We start from the raw sequence: 18498 nt of genomic DNA, 5'->3' as shown, positions 1-18498 counted from the left end.
TCAAGCAGGGGCCAGTGCGCGGCGTTCATCGACCGCCTGGCGAACGATCTGGGTGGCCGAGGTCAGGAACAACCCGCCCATGATGCCCGCGACGATCAGATCAGGCCAGCCTGATGTGGTGCCCCAGACACCCGCTGCGGCCAGCATGACGGCGACATTGCCGATGGCGTCGTTGCGCGAGCACAGCCAGACCGACCGCACGTTTGCGTCCCCGTCCTTGTAGCGCACCAAGAGTGCCACGCTGGCAAGGTTTGCAACCAGAGCCATGAAGCCGATCACCCCCATGATTTGCGCCTCGGGCACGCCAACGTAGAAGACGCGATAGACGGTCGAACCCATCACCCAAAGACCCATCACGAGCAAGCTAACCGCCTTGAACAGGGCAGCGTTGGTCCGCACACGGACCGATGCGCCGATAACCGCCAGCGAGATGCCATAAGTCAGCGCATCGCCCAGAAAATCCAGCGCATCCGCCTGCAGGGCCTGCGACCGCGCCATTTGGCCCGCGCCCATTTCCACGATGAACATGGTGGCATTGATGGCGATCACCAGCCAAAGCCTGCGTTTGTAATCTGACGACAGCCCGTCGAATTTGGTGTCGTGGTTGCAGCATCCGGCCATATGCCGACTCCTTTGCTTCTTGGGTCGACAGGCAAGGTAATTGCTCTAGCGGCTGTAGGTTCAAGAGGCGGATTTAGGTTTCATAAGAAAAATCCCATCGCGCCGTTGCAGGGCTTTGTTATAGGCTGTCTGATGGTCGATCTGCTGTAAGTATCGCCGCGCCCGTTTGATCGGGTCGTGCAGATATTGGTCCGGGCCCAGCATCTTGCGAGCGTTGAGGGCTATTGTGCTCAACAGGTCAAAATCGACCCGCTCCAGCCTGCAATGCCAGCCCTGTGCATACTCACCGGCCCAGTTGTTGGTGTAATAGCGCAGCAGATGGGCGCGGATGGTATAGCCGTGATAATCGAAAGCCACGGTGCCGTCTGTGACATAGATGTGGTTTCCGGCAAAACCGTCTCCGGGAATAATGCGCTCGGCATAAAAACCGGGCAGGGGCGGGTCTTGCAGATAGACACCGGCCAGAATGTGACAAGCCCCGTTGCCAAAGAACACCCGATCCGGCAGTGCCCACCGGCGTTCGGGATCCTTTTTGACGCCGGGTTTCATGCGATGCATTGGCGCTATTTCCGGCTGTTGCGACGACTGCGCCAGCGGCGGTACAGGCGAACGTCCATGGCGGCCACCATCACACCCAGCGGGATCATCCAGAACCCCAATATGGGCAGAAACCCAAAGATGCCGCCGATGATCAACAGTATGCCCAAAAACAGGCGCATGCCCCTTGGGACGTTGCGACGAACCCAGGCAAAGAAGGGTTTGAACCTCTCCCGCAATGTGGGTTTGGCAGGCTCGGTGGCCAGCTCCATTCGCATGATGTGCTGTGGACCAGCCTCTCCATGTGGCCAGGTCTCGCCGGTATCCTCGAACCCGCCTTTCAGGTAGCAGCGGATGGCGGCCGGGTTTGACATGTTAACGGTCAGAACCACGACCAGTGCGTCCGAGTAATGCTGCGGGATGTAGGTCTTGAGCGCCTCGACCGCCTGTGTGGCCAGCCCCTGACCCTGTTGGCCTGCATCGATCATGAAAGCGCGCAGACCCAGGCCATGTTCGCCCGCAAAGGGATAGCGAGTGTGGTAAAGTCGGTCGATCTTGAAGAAGCCAACAGGCTGATCGCCCAGCCAGATACCGTGAAAATCGATGCCCTCTTCGGCCGATCCATAGGCTTCGGCCACCGTGCCCGAAAATTTGATCTGATCCGGCGTGACCGAGACGGACAGGAATTGCCCGCGGTTTGTTTCGGTGATCGGACTGAGCGTGAGGGCAGAGTTGGGCATGGTAAAATGGACGGTTAAAGATATTTGTACACTCTCAGACAGAAACCTAAGAAACGCCAGTCAATTTGGCCCCGGATCGCCTGCGATCCGGTTCGCGCCCGACCTCGCCCTCAGGGCGGGCGCGAATTGTTCTTACGCCTCAGATTGGTACTGAAAACCTGTGACTTACAGCAACGGTGTATCAAGACTTGCCGCGCCCATCCTAGGGGGCGGGCGCGAACCTAGCGGCGTAGGAGGTTAGTCCTCCATCGCCTCCAACTCGTCAATGAAGCCCGAGATCATCGACAGGCCCTTGTCCCAGAAGGTGGGATCGCTGGCATCGAGGCCAAAGGGCGCGAGCAGCTCTTTGTGGTGTTTGGATCCACCGGCGCGAAGCATGTCGAAATAGAGGTCTTCGAACCCTTCTTTGCCGTCGGCGTAAACCGAATAGAGCGCGTTCACGAGGCCGTCGCCAAAGGCATAGGCGTAGACATAAAACGGCGAGTGGACGAAGTGCGGGATGTAGGCCCAGAAGGTTTCATACCCTTCCATGAACTCAAATGCCGGGCCAAGGCTCTCGGCTTGCACGCTCATCCACAGGGCGTTGATGTCGTCGGGGGTCAGCTCACCCTCGGCGCGTGCCGCATGCAGTTTGCATTCGAAATCGTAAAACGCGATCTGGCGGACGACCGTGTTGATCATGTCCTCGACCTTGCCGGCCAGCAGCACCTTGCGCTGTTCCTTGGTCTCGGCCTTGTCCAGCATCTTGCGGAACGTCAGCATTTCGCCAAAGACGGATGCAGTTTCGGCCAGCGTCAGCGGGGTCGATGACAGCATCTCGCCCTGTTCGGCGGCCAGCACTTGGTGCACGCCGTGGCCCAGTTCGTGCGCCAGGGTCATCACATCGCGCGGTTTGCCCAGATAGTTGAGCATCACATAGGGGTGCACGTCTGTGACGGTGGGGTGGGCAAAGGCGCCCGGCGCTTTGCCCGGTTTTACTTCGGCGTCGATCCAGCCCTTTGAGAAAAACGGCGCGGCCAGATCGCCCATGCGGGGATCAAAGGCGCTGTATGCGTCCATCACCATCTTCTCGGCCTCGGGCCAGGCGACGGTGCGCGTGTCTTCCATCGGCAAAGGCGCGTTGCGGTCCCAGACTTGCATCACGTCCAGCCCCAGCCACTTGCGCTTCAGCTCATAATAGCGGTGCGACAGCTTGGGGTAGGCGGCGACTACAGCTTCGCGCAGCGCCTCGACCACCTCGGGTTCCACGTCATTGGACAGGTGGCGGCCGGTCTGCGGGCTGGGCATGCCGCGCCAGCGGTCGATGATTTCCTTTTCCTTGGCTTGCGTGTTGTGGACACGGGCAAAGGTCTTGATGTTGTCGGCAAAGACGCGGGCCAACTCGCGGGAAGCAGCCTCGCGTTTCGAACGGTCCTGCTCGGTCAACAGGTTCAGCGTGCCTTCGATGTTCAGCTCTTGGCCGTCGACGTCAAAGGTGAGGCCCGCGATTGTCTCGTCAAACAGCCGCTCCCAGGCGTCGCCGACCATCCCCAGATCATGCATGAACCGTTCCAGTTCATCGCTCAGTTGATAGGGTTTCATTGCGCGAATGCGGCGGAATACCGGCTCATACCGCGCCAAGTCGGGGTTTGACGCAAAGTGCGCCGCCAGAACATCATCGTCGATGCGGTTCAGCTCCAGCGTGAAAAAGACCAGCGGTGTGGTGTAATTGGTGATCGCTTCCTGTGCGTCCGACATGAACTTGGCGCGCTCAGAATCGGTGGTCAGCTGATAATAGCGCAGGCCCGCATAGGACATGATGCGCCCGGCGATGGCGTTGATCTTTTCGTTGCGCAGCACACAGTCCAAAAGACCGGCGGCGTCCAGATCGGCCAGCTTGCCGTCATAATCGGCCGCAAATTCTGCGCAGGCCTTTTCAAGCCACTCCAGATCCCGCTTCAGCTCGGGCGCGTCATCACCGGTGTAAAGATCGCTCAGGTCCCATTCGGGCAAGTTGCCCAGGGGATCGGATCCGCCGCCAGCATTGGCATCGCGCACGGGAAAGGGAAGGTGGAGCATATGGGACCTCATGAAAATCTATCTTACCCCCGTATCTAAGGCGGGGGTGGGGCGACCACAAGTTACGCTTTGGCCGCCGCGTGGGCATCGCCCGTGGTAAAGAGGTGATCGAGCTGGTCAAACACCGGGCCACGCACGTCGGGCGCTTCCATCAGCACCTCATGCTCGCCGCCCGGCACCTCGACCAGATGGCCGCGCGGCCAGTTCGGCATGCGGGCGCGGATGGCGTCGCGGTCAACTATCTGCTCGTGCGTGCCCAAATAGGTCAGGCAGGGCAAATCGGGCGATGCGCGCTCGGCCAGATGGGTGCATTCGGTGACCGATTCCTTGAGCCAATGGATCGAGGGTGCGCCCAATGACAGCTCGGGGTGGGCGTTCAACTGATCGCGCATCATCTGATACATGGCCGGGTCGCGGGTCAGGGTGTTGCCGTCAAATTCCTGTTCCAGGACATAGCTGTCCAGCGATGTGCTCGGTGGGTTTTTATGCGCCGCCCCAAACAAGGGTGCCAGCGCCATGGTCATCCGGCTGAGTGGTTTCATCAGCGGTGAGAAATAGATCCCCCACATCGGCCCGGTAAAGGCGCAGGTCTGAACCGGCATCCCCTCCATCACCGCGCGCAACGTGATGGCGCCGCCCATGGAGTGGCCGATGACGTGCCAAGGCTTGGGCAGCTCTTGCTCGCGCGCCACCCGCAAAACAGCGGCGATGTCTTTCTGGTAGTCGGTGAAATGGCCCACGTGACCCACGCGCGGGTCATCCAGCAGGCGGTCGGCCAGACCCTGCCCACGCCAGTCCACCGACAGAACGGTGTACCCGCGCGAGACCAGCTGCATCGCTGTTTCACCGTATTTTTCGATGTATTCAGTGCGACCGGGGAACATCAGGACGGTGCCCTTGACCGCCCCCTCGGCCCGCCACGCCCCGACACGAATGCGCACGTCATCCGAGGTCTGCACCCACCAGGCTGCTCCCCCGGCGGGACCGCCGGCCACATCATCAAAGAACGGGGCCGGCGAAATGCTCATCAGGCCAGCACCGAGGCCAGTTTCATCGCGATGCCCATGTCACCGTCGATGGTCAGCTTGCCCGACATGAACGCGCCCGTGGGGTTCAACTCGCCGGTAAAGATCTGGGTGAATGTGTCGGCATCGGCGGTCATGGTCACGTCCGCCTCATCATCGCTGATGCGCGCGCCGTCGCTGTCCAGGACAATTGCGCCCACGTCTGCGATGGCAAATTTGGCCGAGCCGTCAAAGCCAGCACCGCCCAGTTTTTCGTTCAATCCAGCCAGAGCCTGGTCAAGAAGTTCGCTCATGGTTTTCCTCCATCTAACATCGTTGTGACAACGGCGCTGTGAATGGACATCCACGCACGCCACGCTACACTGAGGATTGTTATGGGCATTGCAAGCATCAATCTCAAAGCTATCGTTGCGGCAAGCATCGCATTCGTGATGATTTCCGTGGCGGCACAGGCGCAAGAGGCGGATTTGAACGACGAATCCGAACTGCTCGAGGCATTGGTGATGGCGGATCCCGCTGAGGCCAAGCGCCTTGAACGGCAGTTGCAGGCGTTGTGGTCGAAATCCGGTTCAGCGTCGGCCGACTTGCTTTTGAAGCGCGGGCGCGACGCGATGGAGGCCGAGGATTATGGCGTCGCAATCGAACATTTCACCGCGCTTACCGATCACGCGCCCGAGTTTGCCGAAGGTTGGCACATGCGCGCCTCGGCGTTTTACAATGCCCAGCTCTTTGGCCCCGCAATAGCTGATCTGGAACGCGCTCTGACGCTGAACCCCAACAACTACACCGCGATGCTTGGGCTGGGGCATATTCTGGAGCATATCAATCAGCCGGAACTGGCCTATGACGCCTATGTTCGGGCGCAGTCTATACATCCGCATCACGAAGACGTATCCAAAGCCGTCTCACGGCTGGCGCCCCAAGTTCAGGGCAAGTCCATCTGAGACGACGAATTAAAGCCCGGATCAATCGGGCAGGGGGCAAATGGTGAGCGGGTCATCCCGGATCGTGGCTGTCTTGGGCCCGACCAACACTGGCAAAACACACTATGCGATCGAACGCATGCTGGGTTATCGCACCGGCATCATCGGTCTGCCGCTGCGCCTGCTGGCGCGCGAGGTCTATGACAAGATCGTCGCTATTCGCGGACCGTCCGTTGTGGCCCTTGTCACCGGCGAAGAGCGAATCGTTCCGCCCCGGACCCAGTATTGGGTCTGCACGGTCGAGGCGATGCCCGAGGGGATGGGAACCGATTTTCTGGCCGTCGACGAAATCCAGCTCTGCGCAGATCCCGAGCGGGGGCACGTGTTCACCGACCGCCTGCTGCGTTCACGCGGTACAAACGAGACGCTGTTCATGGGCTCGGACACCATGCGCGGGCCGATCCGCGAGTTGGTGCCCGAGGCGCAGTTCGTTCAACGTGAGCGGATGTCACAGCTGGTTTACAGTGGGTCAAAAAAGATCAGCCGCATGCCCCCGCGCAGCGCCATTGTCGGTTTTTCGGTCGACAGTGTTTACGCCATCGCCGAACTGCTGCGGCGGCAAAAGGGCGGGGCGGCCGTGGTCATGGGCGCGCTCAGCCCGCGCACGCGGAATGCGCAGGTCGACCTCTATCAGAATGGCGAGGTCGACTATCTGGTTGCGACTGATGCGATCGGCATGGGGCTCAATCTGGACGTCGATCACGTGGCCTTTTCGGCCCTGTCCAAGTTTGACGGCCGCCGCATGCGCCCCTTGGCCCCAAACGAGCTGGCCCAGATCGCAGGCCGGGCGGGGCGGGGCATGTCCGATGGCACCTTTGGCGTCACCGGCGAGGCGCGTCCCTTGGACGATGGCATGGCGCAGGCGATCATGGATCATCGTTTTACGCCGCTCAAGAAACTCAACTGGCGCAACGCCGCGCTGCGCTTTGGCTCGATCGAGGCGCTTATCGCTTCGCTTGAGGAAAGCCCCAAGGGCGAACATCTGCTCAAGGCGCGCGAGGCGGATGACCTGCAGGCGCTCAAATCGCTGAGCCAGGTGGCCGAGGTGACAGCGCGTGCCAGCAATGGTGACAGCGTGCGGCTCTTGTGGGACGTATGTCGAATCCCCGACTTCCGCGGCATCAGCCACGCGGAACACGCCAGCCTTTTGGAGGTGATTTTCGGCCATTTGCACGAGCGCGGGCACATTCCGGACGACTTCATGGCGCGGCAAATCCGCCGAATCGACAAGACACATGGCGATATTGATACGCTCTCGAAACGACTGGCGTATATTCGCACGTGGACATATGTCGCGCAACGGAACGGCTGGGTTCGTGACGAAAGCCATTGGCGAGACGAAACGCGCGCTGTAGAAGACCGTGTATCTGACGCTCTGCACGAGCGTCTGACCCAGAGATTTGTGGACCGGCGCACGTCCGTGTTGCTGCGCCGGCTCAAACAGAAGGAGGCCCTTTTGGCCGAAGTGAATGACAAGGGTGAAGTGACCGTCGAAGGCGAATTCGTCGGACGGTTGGAAGGGTTCCGGTTTTCCCCGGACAAAAGCGCGCAAGGGGCTGAGGCGAAGGCGTTGAAATCGGCCTCGCTGCAGGCGCTTGCCCCGCAATTCCATCTGCGGGCGGATCGCTTTTACAATGCGCCCGATACCGAGATTGATTTTACCGAGCAGGGTGGCCTCATGTGGGGCGAGCACGCTGTCGGCAAACTGGTTGCTGGCGCAGAGCCGCTGAAACCGATGGTCGAGGTTTTCGTGGACGAGGCTGCTGGCCCGGACGTCGAACAAAAGGTGCAGCGCCGTCTGCAGCATTTCATCGACCGCAAGGTGGCCGCTCTGTTCGAGCCGCTGTTGAACCTGTCGCGCGACGAAGAGCTGTCGGGTCTGGCGCGTGGCTTTGCCTTCCGCATGGTCGAGGCACTTGGCGTTCTGCCGCGTGCCGAAGTGGCCCAGGATGTCAAAGATCTGGATCAGGACGCCCGTGGCGCATTGCGCAAGCACGGCATTCGCTTTGGCCAGTTCACCATCTTCATGCCGTTGCTACTCAAGCCGGCACCGACGCGCCTGCGTCTGGTGCTCTGGTCGCTGACCCAAGGGCTGCAGGAATTCCCTGAGTCGCCCCCGCCGGGTCTGGTCACTGTGCCCACGGTCGCGGATGCGCCGCAGGGCTATGACACCATGTGTGGCTACCGCAACGCAGGCGAACGCGCGATCCGCATCGACATGCTGGAGCGACTGGCAGACATGCTGCGCTCCGAGGATAGCCGGGGCGGGTTCGAGGCCAAGGCCGACATGCTCTCGATCACCGGCATGACGCTGGATCAGTTCGCCGACCTGATGGGTGGTCTGGGCTACAAGGCCGAAAAAGGCGAACGGCCCAAGGTCAAAGCCCCTGCGGAGCCTGCTCCGGCTGCGGATCAGGGCGGTGAAGCACCGACAGAGGCGGAGACGCCCACGGAAGCTGCCCCCGAGGCCGCAGAAGAAGTTGCAACCGCCGAGGCGCCAGCCGAGGCCACCGACAGCGCCGAGGCGGCAGCCGAGGCCCCCGCCGCTGAAGCACCTGCGGAGCCTGAAGTCGAAGTGTTCTACACCTTCACTTGGGGTGGTCGTGCAACCCGTCAGGGCGGGCGTGGTCCGCGTCGCGATGGTCAGAACGCCCAAGGGCGCGGCGACGGTCGCGGTCAGGGTAAAGGTAAGCCGCGCGGCGGCAAACCGCAGGGCGACCGTGGCAAACCGGGCAAGAAGGGCGGCAAACCGCAAGGCGCCAAAACCTTCTCGTCGCGTCCCCCGCGCCCAGAAAAGAAGATCGACCCCGACAACCCCTTCGCCGCTGCGCTGATGGGGCTGAAAGAAGGCAAGTAAGCCTTGAACGACACGCCCGCCGCAAAACTGCGGATCGACAAATGGCTGTGGCAGGCGCGGTTCTTCAAGACCCGCTCGCTATCGGCCAAACAGGTCAGCGGTGGGCATGTGCGTGTGAACGGAAACCGGGTGCTCAAACCCTCTTACGGTGTGAGCCCCGGCGACGTTCTGACCTTTCCCCAAGCCAAAGTCGTGCGAGTCGTGCGCATCGAGGCGCTTGGCGAACGCCGTGGTCCGGCACCCGAGGCGCAGACGTTGTATGCGGATTTGACCCCGAAACAGGAAAAACCTCCTGCCAATCCCAAATACGAGGGAAAAGGTCGCCCATCCAAGCGGGATCGCAGGGCGCTTGATCTTTCCAACCCGTTCGACCCCGAATGATCCCTTGAAGATGGCCGCACTCTGATTTAGCTAGTCCGGCAACAGACGAAACCGGAAAGCTGCACATGACCTACATCGTCACCGACAATTGCATCGCCTGCAAATACACCGACTGCGTCGAGGTCTGCCCCGTGGATTGTTTCTACGAGGGTGAGAACATGCTGGTCATCCACCCCGATGAATGCATCGACTGTGGTGTGTGTGAACCCGAATGCCCCGCCGACGCCATTCGCCCGGACACCGAGCCGGACATGGACAAATGGGTCGAGATGAACCGCAAATACGCGGAACTGTGGCCCGTCATCGTCACCAAGAAAGACCAACTGCCCGAAGCCGAAGAGCGCGACGGCGAAACCGGCAAGATGGAGAAGTACTTCTCTGAAGCACCCGGTGAAGGTGGGTAAGCGATTCGCACCTTTTTGACATTCTGTATGTCGAATGAATGCCGGTAAGGCGCTGAAAACAAGAAATAAAGCGGAAGTTGACCCTGCGTCGGCTTCCAGTTTCCTGTTTTTTGTGTTACGTTCTCTGTTCAAATGATGTCAACGACCGGGATGTGCTCCACTCAGATGCTCGTGTTGGAGCTTTAAGGATTACACACATTGAACCGCCTGTCGGGGAAACGCATTCCCCGCTCGTGGTTTTTTGTCGCCCAGAACCCGGTCGCAGCAAGGAAAGACCTGTATGACCAAGTCGAAAAAGCTCGATTTCCGCCCCAACGACTATGTGGTCTATCCGGCGCATGGTGTCGGCCAGATCATCTCAATCGAAGAGCAGGAAGTTGCAGGCTACGCGCTTGAGCTGTTTGTAGTCTCCTTTGAAAAGGACAAGATGACCCTGCGGGTTCCCACCAACAAAGCCACCGAGATCGGCATGCGGGGGCTCAGCTCGCCGGATGTGATCAATCAGGCGATGAAAACGCTCAAAGGCAAGGCCAAGGTCAAACGCGCAATGTGGTCGCGCCGCGCGCAGGAATACGAACAGAAAATCAACTCGGGCGATCTGATCGCGATCGCCGAGGTGGTGCGCGATCTGCACCGCACGGATGATCAACGCGAGCAAAGCTATTCCGAACGTCAGCTCTATGAAGCCGCGCTCGAGCGTCTGACGCGCGAAGTGGCCGCCGTGGCCGGTGGTGACGAAATTCAGGCCGCCAAGCAGGTCGACGATGTTCTGATGTCGCGCGCCGCTGCCGCGTGAACCGGAATTGACAAGTGGTTCGGGCCGTCCCATCTCATGGGGCGGCTCTTTTCATTTACAGAACTTCCAGTTTTCGTTGAAATATCTCTGATCGTTTTTCGCGTTCGAGCGTAGCGAGAGGCAGCGAACAAAGGATGCAATGTTTACTGGAAGTGCTTTGGGGGTAGGGGATGGCTGACCTGGATCAGATCTGGTCCGACTACGGACAAGCGCTGCGCGGCTTTCTGCGGGCCCGCGTCAGCAACCCAGATGATGTCGAGGATCTGCTGCAAGAGATCATGATCCGCACCCATCGCAACCTGCCGGAATTGCGCCAGGATATAAAACTGCGCGCCTGGATTTATCAGATCGCCCGCAACGTGGTCATCGATCACTACCGCGCGTCAGGTCGTGGCAGGGACCTGCAAGCGGATGACTTGTGGTATCAAGAGCCTGACCCAGCCACTGCGCGGGATGAGTTGGCCGATTGCATAGCCCCGATGGTGCGCGCGCTGCCGCCAGAATATGCCGAGGTTCTGACCGCCGTGGATCTGGAGGGGCAGGCGCAAAAGGAGTATGCCGCCGCCCGTGGGGTGCCCTATTCGACGCTCAAGTCGCAGGTGCAATCGGGGCGCAAGCAGCTGCGGTCGCTGTTCGAGAACTGCTGCAGGTTCAGTTTTGACACCCGTGGCGGTGTATCTGATTACGAAAGAAAATCAGACGGTTGTAAGAAATGTTGATCTAGGCCTCGTCTTTTTTCGATCTGCTTCGTCTTCAGAGATGAAAGCAGTTGGAAAGAAAAAGGACACCTCCAATGATCAAGCCCCTAATCAAGATCGTCAGCTTCAAGATCTGCCCCTTTGTGCAACGCGTGACCGCCATGCTTGAGGCGCGCAACATCCCCTATCAGGTCGACTACATCTCGCTCAGCGACAAGCCGCAGTGGTTTCTGGACATATCGCCCACAGGTCAGGTGCCGGTCCTGATCACCGAAGCGGGCGAGCCGATTTTTGAATCCGACGCCATCTCGGAATACATCGACGAGATTGCGCCACCGCTGGAGGCCGACCTGACCCCGGTGACACGTGCCAGAAACCGGGCGTGGAGCTATCAGGCGTCGAAACACTACCTGGTGCAATGTTCCACCATGCGCAGTGCGGACAAGGACACGCTGGCTGAGCGCAGCGCCAACCTGTCCAAAGCCTTTGCCCGCGTCGAAGGGGAACTGGGAGAGGGCCCGTTCTTCAACGGTGAGACCCTTGGGAACGTGGATCTGGCCTGGCTGCCGCTTCTGGATCGGGCGCGGATCATCACCAAACATACGGGACATGATTTCCTGGGCGGCTTTCCCAAGGTCAAAGCCTGGCAGCAAACGCTGGATCAGACAGGCTTGCCTGCGAAATCCGTGGCCGAGGATTTCGAGCAGGCCTTCACCGATTTCTACTTGTCGGACCAGACATATTTGGGCACAGGCAAGTGTCAGGCGCCTCAGGGTGGATGCGACACCTGCTGCTAACAAAATCTGGGGCGCATCTTGCGCCCCAAGCCCCCTTTGCGCTTAGATAATTCCCAGGGGAGAGGGACGCATGAGGGCATTGAAAAAGCAGGTTCGCGGGTTGTACCTGGGCTCTGGCACGGTGCCGCGCTGGTTTCGGTACTTCCTCATCGTGTTCGACCTGTTCACGATCATCTTTTTTGTCGGAACGGCCCATAAGACCCATGGACCGATGCTGACGACGATCAGCCAGGTCGTGGGTTTGATCATCTTGTTGGATTTCAGCGCACGGCTGTGGATTTCGAGAGATCGGAAGAAATTCCTGCGGCAGATCTATACGCTGGCAGATATTGTGGTGATCCTGTCACTCATCTTGGACCCGATCTTGACCGAGAGCTTGGCATTCCTGCGTATTCTGCGGGGGCTGCGTCTGATCCACTCGTATCACCTGCTGCGGGATCTGCGCCGCGACAGTCAATTTTTCCGCACGCATGAGGACGCGGTGATCGCGGCGATCAATCTGCTGGTGTTTGTCTTTGCGACATCGACGGCCGTGTTCGTGTTCTACATTGACCACGACACGAGCCAGACGCCGTATATCGACGCGCTCTATTTCACCATGGCGACACTGACGACGACCGGTTTTGGCGACATCACCTTTCAGACGCCGGGGGGCAAGCTCTTTTCGGTGTTCATCATGGTGGTTGGCGTGGCGCTGTTTGTCCGGCTGGCACAGGCGATTTTCATGCCCCAGAAGGTGCGCCACAAATGCGGAGAATGCGGGTTGTATCGTCATGATCCGGATGCCGTGCATTGTAAGCATTGCGGTGGGTTGCTGAACATCGAAACAGGCGGTGTGAGCTAGAATTCGGGGGGGCTCCCGTCCGTCGTTCGTGCATCAAAGATGCCCTCCTCCCGTTGGGCCGGGCGCCTCGCTTCGCTCGGCGGTTGGCCTTTGTGGCCACGGGGTGCAATCAAACCGAGGGTCTGGGCCGCGATTAGAGCGGAACTGTGATCCTGGATGCACCCGCGCCGTGCGTCAGCGCGGCGCCCGGCCCAACGGGAGGCGGTTTTCGTCAGAAAATCAACGACGGGCGGGAGTGCTTCGAGGGTGGAAAAACCCGGTCAGATCAGCGCAAGCAGGGTTAAAAGCAGCGAGACCTCGGCCAATTGCTGACTGGCCCCAAGAATGTCGCCGGTCTGCCCACCAATTTTTGCCCGTGCCGTCAGTGCCAGCCCCACAACCACCAAAGACGAGATCAGCAAGGGCCAGAGCGCTAGCGTCCCAAGCCAAACCACCGCAAATCCGATGCTCAGAGCCAGCCCAATGCCGCAGGTCAAAACCCTTGGGGCGCCGACACTCTGGCTCAGGCCAGAACCCCGCGCGTTGGGCATCGCGCACATCAGTACCGGCATCAGCGCGCGCGAATACACTGGGGCCAGCAGCACGGACCAGAGCCCGCCGGTGGCGATCAACCCGGCTATCCCAGTGAACCGCAGCAGCTGTACAACGAACAGTGTCAGCACGCCGTAGGTGCCGATATGGCTGTCCTTCATGATCTCCAGCCGCCGCTCGCGCGTGAACCCGCCCCAAAGCCCGTCCGCAGTGTCGGCCAGACCGTCTTCATGCATTGCGCCTGTGGTCATGATCAGAACCGCCAGCATGACACCAGCCACGGCGGCAGGTGGCAGGCCAAGGGACAACAAAACCGCACCAATGCCGCAGGCCAGCCCGCCAACAACAAGACCAACCACCGGAAAGGCCCAGACACCTGCGGCCTGACGGGCAAAGACGTGGTCGGGCAGGCGCGGCAGTGGAAGGCGCGTCAGCAGCACCAGAGCCAGTGGAATATCCCAGACCCAAGAGGCAGAAGTGTCGTTTTTGTGCACGTCCTGTCCTTTCGGGGTCTTGTGACATGGGGTGCATTGGTTAAACACATGTGACCACTCAGATGCAACGAGGCTTTACATGCTGCCCGAACTTACCGATCTCTCGACCTTTCGCGCGCAATTGGCGGCGGCTCCTGGCCCGGATACGGCTGCGACCCAAGGCGCTGAGGAGCGCAATGGCCAATTGACCAAACCGCCGGGCGCTTTGGGGCGGCTTGAGGATCTGGCGATCTGGTATGCCGGCTGGCGCGGGGATGCGCGACCCAGCATCGAGGCGCCCCAGGTCATCGTGTTTGCCGGTAACCACGGGGTGACAGCACAGGGCGTTTCGGCCTTTCCCCCCGAGGTGACCGTGCAGATGGTTGCGAACTTTCAACACGGTGGGGCGGCGATCAATCAGCTGGCCAAGGCCGCAGGCGCCAAGATGGACGTGCATGCGCTCGACCTGGAAAATCCAACGGCGGACTTTACCCAAGCGCCTGCGATGACCGAGGACGAGCTGCTGGCCGCCCTGCAAACAGGTTGGAACGCGGTTGACCCATCTTCGGACCTGCTGGTGGTGGGTGAGATGGGGATCGGCAACACCACCCCGGCTGCGGCCATCGGTTGCGCGCTTTTTGGCGGCGAGGCAGGTGAGTGGACCGGGCGCGGCACAGGCGTCGACGATGCAGGTCTTGCCAACAAGACCCGCGTGGTTGCCGAAGGTGTGGCCAAACATGGCTCGGATGACGGGCTGGAGGTCTTGCAACGTTTGGGCGGGCGCGAGATTGCCGCCATGGCCGGCGCGATTGCCGCGGCACGCGTATTGCGCATTCCGGTGGTTCTGGACGGGTTCATCTGCTGCGCAGCAGCGGCCTGTCTGGCCAAGATCGCAGGTGGCACGCTGGATCACACCGTCGCAGGCCACCAAAGCGCCGAAGGCGCGCATGGGGCGCTGCTGGGGCATCTGGGCAAAGAACCGCTCTTGTCACTGGGCCTTCGCCTGGGCGAGGGCTCGGGTGGCGCGCTGGCGATCAACATCGTCAAAAGCGCCGTGGCCTGCCATTCCGGCATGGCGACATTTGCCGAAGCGGGCGTGTCCGACGGTTAAGCCACCTAAGCCGACTTCTTGGCGTGCTCCTCTGCCAGTTGGAGGAGCGCGGTTTCCAGATCTTTCTCCAACTCCTTGCCGCGCTCGATATAGGCCTTGTTCTCGGACGTGGGCACGCCGGGAATCCAGAGCTCTGCCAATTCCCGAACTGTGTCGCGGTCGTGATGGTAGAACGTCTTTTCCGCTGCTGCGGCCTCGTATTCGCTAAGCCCAATGTTTTCGAGCACATAGCGTCCGGCCCGAAGCGAGCTGTCGAACGTCTCGCGCACGATGTCGCTGGCGCCCGCCTGATACAGTTCATAGACATGGTTTCGGTCGGCGGCACGCGCGATGATGTGCAGGTCAGGCCGGATCCGGCGCGCATAGGCCACCAGTTTCGTCACCTCGTCCCGTTGATCCATGGCGGCCACCAGCACCTGCGCCTTGTCCACTCCTGCGGCCTTGAGCAGCTCGGGGCGGGTCGGATCGCCCAGGAAACCCTTGACCCCGAACCGGCGCATCAGCTGGATCGTGTCGATGTCATGATCCAGAACGATGGTCTTGAACCCGGTGGCGCGCACCAGTCGGTTGACGATTTGGCCAAAGCGGCCAATGCCCGCAATGATCACCGGCCCCTTTTCGTCGATCTCATCCGCGACCTGTTCTGGCGCGCTGTCCTTCATGTTGCGGCTCAGGATGTCGTAGAGAATGAAGAGCAGCGGTGTGATCAGCATGGTCAGAGCAATGATCAGCAACAGCTTCTGCGACAGATCCGTCGGGATCACGTTCTGCTGGACCGAAAAGGCCAGCAGCACAAAACCGAACTCACCAGCCTGCGCCAGCCCAAGCGTGAACAGCCAATGATCGCGTCGGCTGAGCTTGAAGGCGCGCCCGATCACATAAAGGATCGCCCCCTTGGCCACGATCACCAAAAGCGCCAGCCCGATCAGGTCCAGCGGCTCCTGAAAGAAAAAGCCAAAGTTGATGCCCGCACCAACGGTGATGAAGAACAGCCCCAAAAGCAGCCCCTTGAAGGGTTCAAGGTCGCTTTCCAGCTCGTGCCGGAATTCCGAGCTGGCCAGAACCACGCCGGCCAGAAAGGCACCCAGAGCGGGTGACAGACCCACCAGGGTCATCAGGAATGAAATGCCCACAACGATCATCAAGGCAAGCGCGGTGTACATCTCGCGCAGGCGGGTGGCGTGGATAAAGCGGAACAAGGGGCGGGTCAGATAGACACCCGCCAGGATCACAAAGGCAACGGCGCCAATGGTGACAAGCGTCACCGCCCACCCCGGCAGCCCTTCGACCAGCGATAGCGAATGATGCGCAGCCTCTGCCCCGTGCCCGCTGCCTCGATCGATCGAGCCATCGGATTCGATGTGCGCCCCGGTCTGCATCGCCAGCAGCGGCAGGAAGGCCAGTATCGGGATCACGGCGATGTCCTGCGTCAGCAGGACCGAGAATGTGGCCCTGCCTCCGTTGGTCTGTATCAGCCCCTTTTCGGACAATGTCTGCAGCACGATGGCGGTCGAGGACAGCGAGAGCGTCAACCCAACGGCCAGCGACACCGACCAGGGATGGCCCGCCAGCATGGCCGCCACCATCAGCGCCAGTGTCGACACGCCCACCTGCAACCCACCCAAGCCAAGCAGCTTGTCGCGCATATCCCACAACGCACGGGGCTCCAGCTCCAGACCGATCAGGAACAGCATCATGACAACGCCGAACTCAGCCACATGCTGCAGGTCCTCGGTTTCAGCACCCACCAGACCCAGCACCGGACCAATGATGATCCCGGCCGCCAGATACCCCAACACCGACCCCAACCCGAGCCGGGCCGATAAGGGCACCGCAATCACCGCCGCAGCGAGGTAGATCGAGGCTTGGTAGAGGAAATTTTCCATATCTGGGACAATCCTGAATTAGGCTGGCGTCGGACAAAGGGTCCGTTTCACGTGGGCAGCGGTGCGTCGCGTTTCAATTGGTCCATGACAATCTGGCTTTGAACCCGTGCCACTGCAGGATGCGGCAAGATCACCTGATGAATCAAGCTGTTGAGCGCAGGCAAATCCGCACAATAGACGTGCAGCAGGTAATCGGCGTCTCCGGTCATGGTCCAGGCACTCGTGATCTCGGGGCGGGTGTTGACCATGCGCGCAAAGGCCTGGGATTGATCCGGGCCATGTGTGCCAAGGTGGACCTGAACAAACCCCTGGACGTGCAGGCCCAGACGGGCGGGGTCCAGCTTGGCGGCGTAGTTGGTGATGAACCCCTCGGCCTCGAGCCGTTGTCGGCGGCGCCCCGCCTGACTGGGGGAGAGGTTCAACATCTCGCCCAACTGTTGCGCCGTCAGATGTGCGTCCTTTTGCAGGGCGGCCAGCAATCGATTGTCTGTGTCGTCCAGCACGTGCGGGATTTCCTTGTGTTTTCTGTTCCTCATGCGAAAAGAGCGCATGAATCTGATCCATAAGGGTAGAATACGCGCAAACGCCGTATCGTGCATGGGTTATTTTTGCATCCAAACCTCATATTTGTCAGGAGATGCGCCATGGGTCCCTTCCCGCACAATGCCCCAAAATCTGTCATCAGCGAAGAGAACCCCGCTGGCACCGACGGTTTCGAGTTCGTCGAGTTCGCGCACCCCGAACCCCAAGAGCTGCGCGATCTCTTTGCACGGATGGGCTATGCCCTGACCGGCCGCCACAAGACCAAGAATGTCGAGCTGTGGCAGCAGGGCGATGTCACGTACATCCTGAATGCCGAACCAAATAGCTTTGCCGCGCGTTTTGTCGAAGAGCACGGCCCCTGCGCCCCAGCTATGGGCTGGCGCGTTGTGGATGCCCAGAAAGCATATGAGCATGCGGTGGCGAAGGGTGCCGAACCCTATGACGCAGATGACAAGACCATGGACGTGCCCGCGATCAAAGGCATCGGCGGCTCGCTGATCTATTTCATCGACCAGTACTATGACACATCGCCGTACAACGAGGAATTCGACTGGCTGACCCAATCCAAACCGCGCGGTGACGGGTTCTATTACCTCGACCACCTGACCCACAACGTGTTCAAGGGGAACATGGACAAGTGGTTCCGGTTCTATGGCGAACTGTTCAATTTCAAGGAAATCCGCTTTTTTGACATCCAGGGCAAGTTCACCGGTCTCTTCAGCCGCGCGCTGACCTCGCCCTGTGGCCGCATTCGCATCCCGATCAATGAGGACCGCGGCGAGACGGGGCAAATCGTGGCCTATCTGAAGAAATACAAGGGCGAGGGCATTCAGCACATCGCTGTTGGCTCGGACGACATCTATGCCAGCACCGACGCGATTTCCGACAAGGGGCTCAAGTTCATGCCTGGCCCGAACGCGTCTTATTATGACATGTCCTATGATCGTGTTGTGGGCCATAACGAGCCCAAGGACAGGATGATGAAACACGGCATCCTGATCGACGGCGAAGGTGTCGTGGACGGGGGCGAGACCAAGATCCTGTTGCAGATCTTTTCGAAAACCGTGATTGGCCCGATCTTTTTCGAGTTTATCCAACGCAAAGGGGATGACGGGTTCGGCGAGGGCAACTTCAAGGCCCTGTTTGAATCGATCGAGCGCGAGCAGATCGAAAACGGCGAAATTGCCGCCGCAGAATAACTAGATCGGATGTG

The 18498-nt window shown here is 60.2% G+C and carries 19 protein-coding genes; 10 read left to right on the top strand and 9 right to left on the bottom strand.

The window, feature by feature from the left end; translation table 11 throughout:
* The 6 genes from TRL7639_RS13030 to TRL7639_RS13005 form a co-directional block, all read right to left on the bottom strand.
* Window positions 1-621: a cation efflux transmembrane domain-containing protein gene (locus TRL7639_RS13030; RefSeq protein WP_085796070.1), complete on the bottom strand. Its 621-nt coding sequence runs from the start codon at window positions 619-621 to the stop codon at window positions 1-3.
* Window positions 622-681: 60 nt separating this feature from the next.
* On the bottom strand, window positions 682-1179 hold the full coding sequence (locus TRL7639_RS13025) for a hypothetical protein (RefSeq protein ID WP_085796069.1): 498 nt from the start codon (window positions 1177-1179) through the stop codon (window positions 682-684).
* 5 nt (window positions 1180-1184) lie between these two features.
* The gene (locus TRL7639_RS13020) at window positions 1185-1898 is read right to left on the bottom strand and encodes a GNAT family N-acetyltransferase (RefSeq protein ID WP_085796068.1); all 714 of its coding nucleotides are present in this window, start codon (window positions 1896-1898) and stop codon (window positions 1185-1187) included.
* Window positions 1899-2135: 237 nt separating this feature from the next.
* Window positions 2136-3956, bottom strand: a complete 1821-nt coding sequence (locus tag TRL7639_RS13015) for a M3 family oligoendopeptidase (RefSeq protein ID WP_085796067.1) — start codon at window positions 3954-3956, stop codon at window positions 2136-2138.
* Window positions 3957-4018: 62 nt separating this feature from the next.
* Window positions 4019-4984, bottom strand: coding sequence for an alpha/beta hydrolase (locus TRL7639_RS13010; RefSeq protein ID WP_085796066.1), 966 nt, complete (start codon window positions 4982-4984; stop codon window positions 4019-4021).
* Window positions 4984-5274: an SCP2 sterol-binding domain-containing protein gene (locus TRL7639_RS13005; RefSeq protein WP_085796065.1), complete on the bottom strand. Its 291-nt coding sequence runs from the start codon at window positions 5272-5274 to the stop codon at window positions 4984-4986. The genes TRL7639_RS13010 and TRL7639_RS13005 overlap by 1 nt, the downstream gene beginning before the upstream one ends.
* 81 nt (window positions 5275-5355) lie before the next feature.
* On the opposite strand from TRL7639_RS13005, the gene TRL7639_RS13000 reads away from it, so the two are divergent.
* The 8 genes from TRL7639_RS13000 to TRL7639_RS12965 all read left to right on the top strand — a co-directional run bounded on the left by TRL7639_RS13000 (window position 5356) and on the right by TRL7639_RS12965 (window position 12741).
* Window positions 5356-5925, top strand: coding sequence for a tetratricopeptide repeat protein (locus tag TRL7639_RS13000; protein ID WP_235820318.1), 570 nt, complete (start codon window positions 5356-5358; stop codon window positions 5923-5925).
* A 43-nt stretch (window positions 5926-5968) separates the two neighbouring features.
* Window positions 5969-8821 carry a helicase-related protein gene (locus tag TRL7639_RS12995; protein WP_207559664.1) on the top strand — a complete coding sequence of 951 codons (2853 nt, stop codon included), beginning with the start codon at window positions 5969-5971 and terminating at the stop codon, window positions 8819-8821.
* A gap of 3 nt (window positions 8822-8824) precedes the next feature.
* The gene (locus TRL7639_RS12990; protein ID WP_085796062.1) at window positions 8825-9202 is read left to right on the top strand and encodes an RNA-binding S4 domain-containing protein; all 378 of its coding nucleotides are present in this window, start codon (window positions 8825-8827) and stop codon (window positions 9200-9202) included.
* Between the two features lie 65 nt (window positions 9203-9267).
* Window positions 9268-9606, top strand: a complete 339-nt coding sequence (gene fdxA, locus TRL7639_RS12985; protein WP_085796061.1) for a ferredoxin FdxA — start codon at window positions 9268-9270, stop codon at window positions 9604-9606.
* 280 nt (window positions 9607-9886) lie between these two features.
* Complete coding sequence (locus TRL7639_RS12980; RefSeq protein ID WP_085796060.1) at window positions 9887-10402, top strand: CarD family transcriptional regulator; 516 nt, start codon at window positions 9887-9889, stop codon at window positions 10400-10402.
* A 170-nt stretch (window positions 10403-10572) separates the two neighbouring features.
* Window positions 10573-11121 (top strand): RNA polymerase sigma factor SigZ, encoded by a 549-nt coding sequence (gene sigZ, locus TRL7639_RS12975; protein WP_085796059.1) that lies wholly within the window; start codon window positions 10573-10575, stop codon window positions 11119-11121.
* A gap of 74 nt (window positions 11122-11195) precedes the next feature.
* On the top strand, window positions 11196-11897 hold the full coding sequence (locus tag TRL7639_RS12970) for a glutathione S-transferase family protein (protein WP_085796058.1): 702 nt from the start codon (window positions 11196-11198) through the stop codon (window positions 11895-11897).
* Window positions 11898-11967: 70 nt separating this feature from the next.
* Window positions 11968-12741, top strand: coding sequence for a potassium channel family protein (locus TRL7639_RS12965; protein WP_085796057.1), 774 nt, complete (start codon window positions 11968-11970; stop codon window positions 12739-12741).
* A gap of 260 nt (window positions 12742-13001) precedes the next feature.
* On the opposite strand, the gene cobS is transcribed toward TRL7639_RS12965, so the two are convergent.
* Window positions 13002-13766, bottom strand: a complete 765-nt coding sequence (cobS, locus tag TRL7639_RS12960) for an adenosylcobinamide-GDP ribazoletransferase (RefSeq protein WP_085796056.1) — start codon at window positions 13764-13766, stop codon at window positions 13002-13004.
* A 79-nt stretch (window positions 13767-13845) separates the two neighbouring features.
* Here cobS and cobT point away from each other — a divergent pair, with 79 nt between their 5' ends.
* Window positions 13846-14856, top strand: a complete 1011-nt coding sequence (gene cobT / locus TRL7639_RS12955) for a nicotinate-nucleotide--dimethylbenzimidazole phosphoribosyltransferase (protein WP_085796055.1) — start codon at window positions 13846-13848, stop codon at window positions 14854-14856.
* A gap of 5 nt (window positions 14857-14861) precedes the next feature.
* On the opposite strand, the gene TRL7639_RS12950 is transcribed toward cobT, so the two are convergent.
* Together TRL7639_RS12950 and TRL7639_RS12945 are read right to left on the bottom strand one after the other, a co-directional pair.
* Window positions 14862-16742: a monovalent cation:proton antiporter-2 (CPA2) family protein gene (locus tag TRL7639_RS12950; protein ID WP_085796054.1), complete on the bottom strand. Its 1881-nt coding sequence runs from the start codon at window positions 16740-16742 to the stop codon at window positions 14862-14864.
* Between the two features lie 47 nt (window positions 16743-16789).
* The gene (locus tag TRL7639_RS12945) at window positions 16790-17245 is read right to left on the bottom strand and encodes an Lrp/AsnC family transcriptional regulator (RefSeq protein ID WP_085796420.1); all 456 of its coding nucleotides are present in this window, start codon (window positions 17243-17245) and stop codon (window positions 16790-16792) included.
* Between the two features lie 141 nt (window positions 17246-17386).
* Between TRL7639_RS12945 and hppD the strand changes: the two genes are divergently transcribed.
* Complete coding sequence (gene hppD, locus TRL7639_RS12940) at window positions 17387-18484, top strand: 4-hydroxyphenylpyruvate dioxygenase (RefSeq protein ID WP_085796053.1); 1098 nt, start codon at window positions 17387-17389, stop codon at window positions 18482-18484.
* Window positions 18485-18498 lie beyond the last annotated feature (14 nt).

This window comes from Falsiruegeria litorea R37, from assembly GCF_900172225.1.
In the GTDB taxonomy this organism is placed as follows: Bacteria; Pseudomonadota; Alphaproteobacteria; order Rhodobacterales; family Rhodobacteraceae; genus Falsiruegeria; species Falsiruegeria litorea.
The sequence above is the reverse complement of the archived record's forward strand: the minus strand, read 5'-3'. Positions and strand labels throughout refer to the sequence as shown.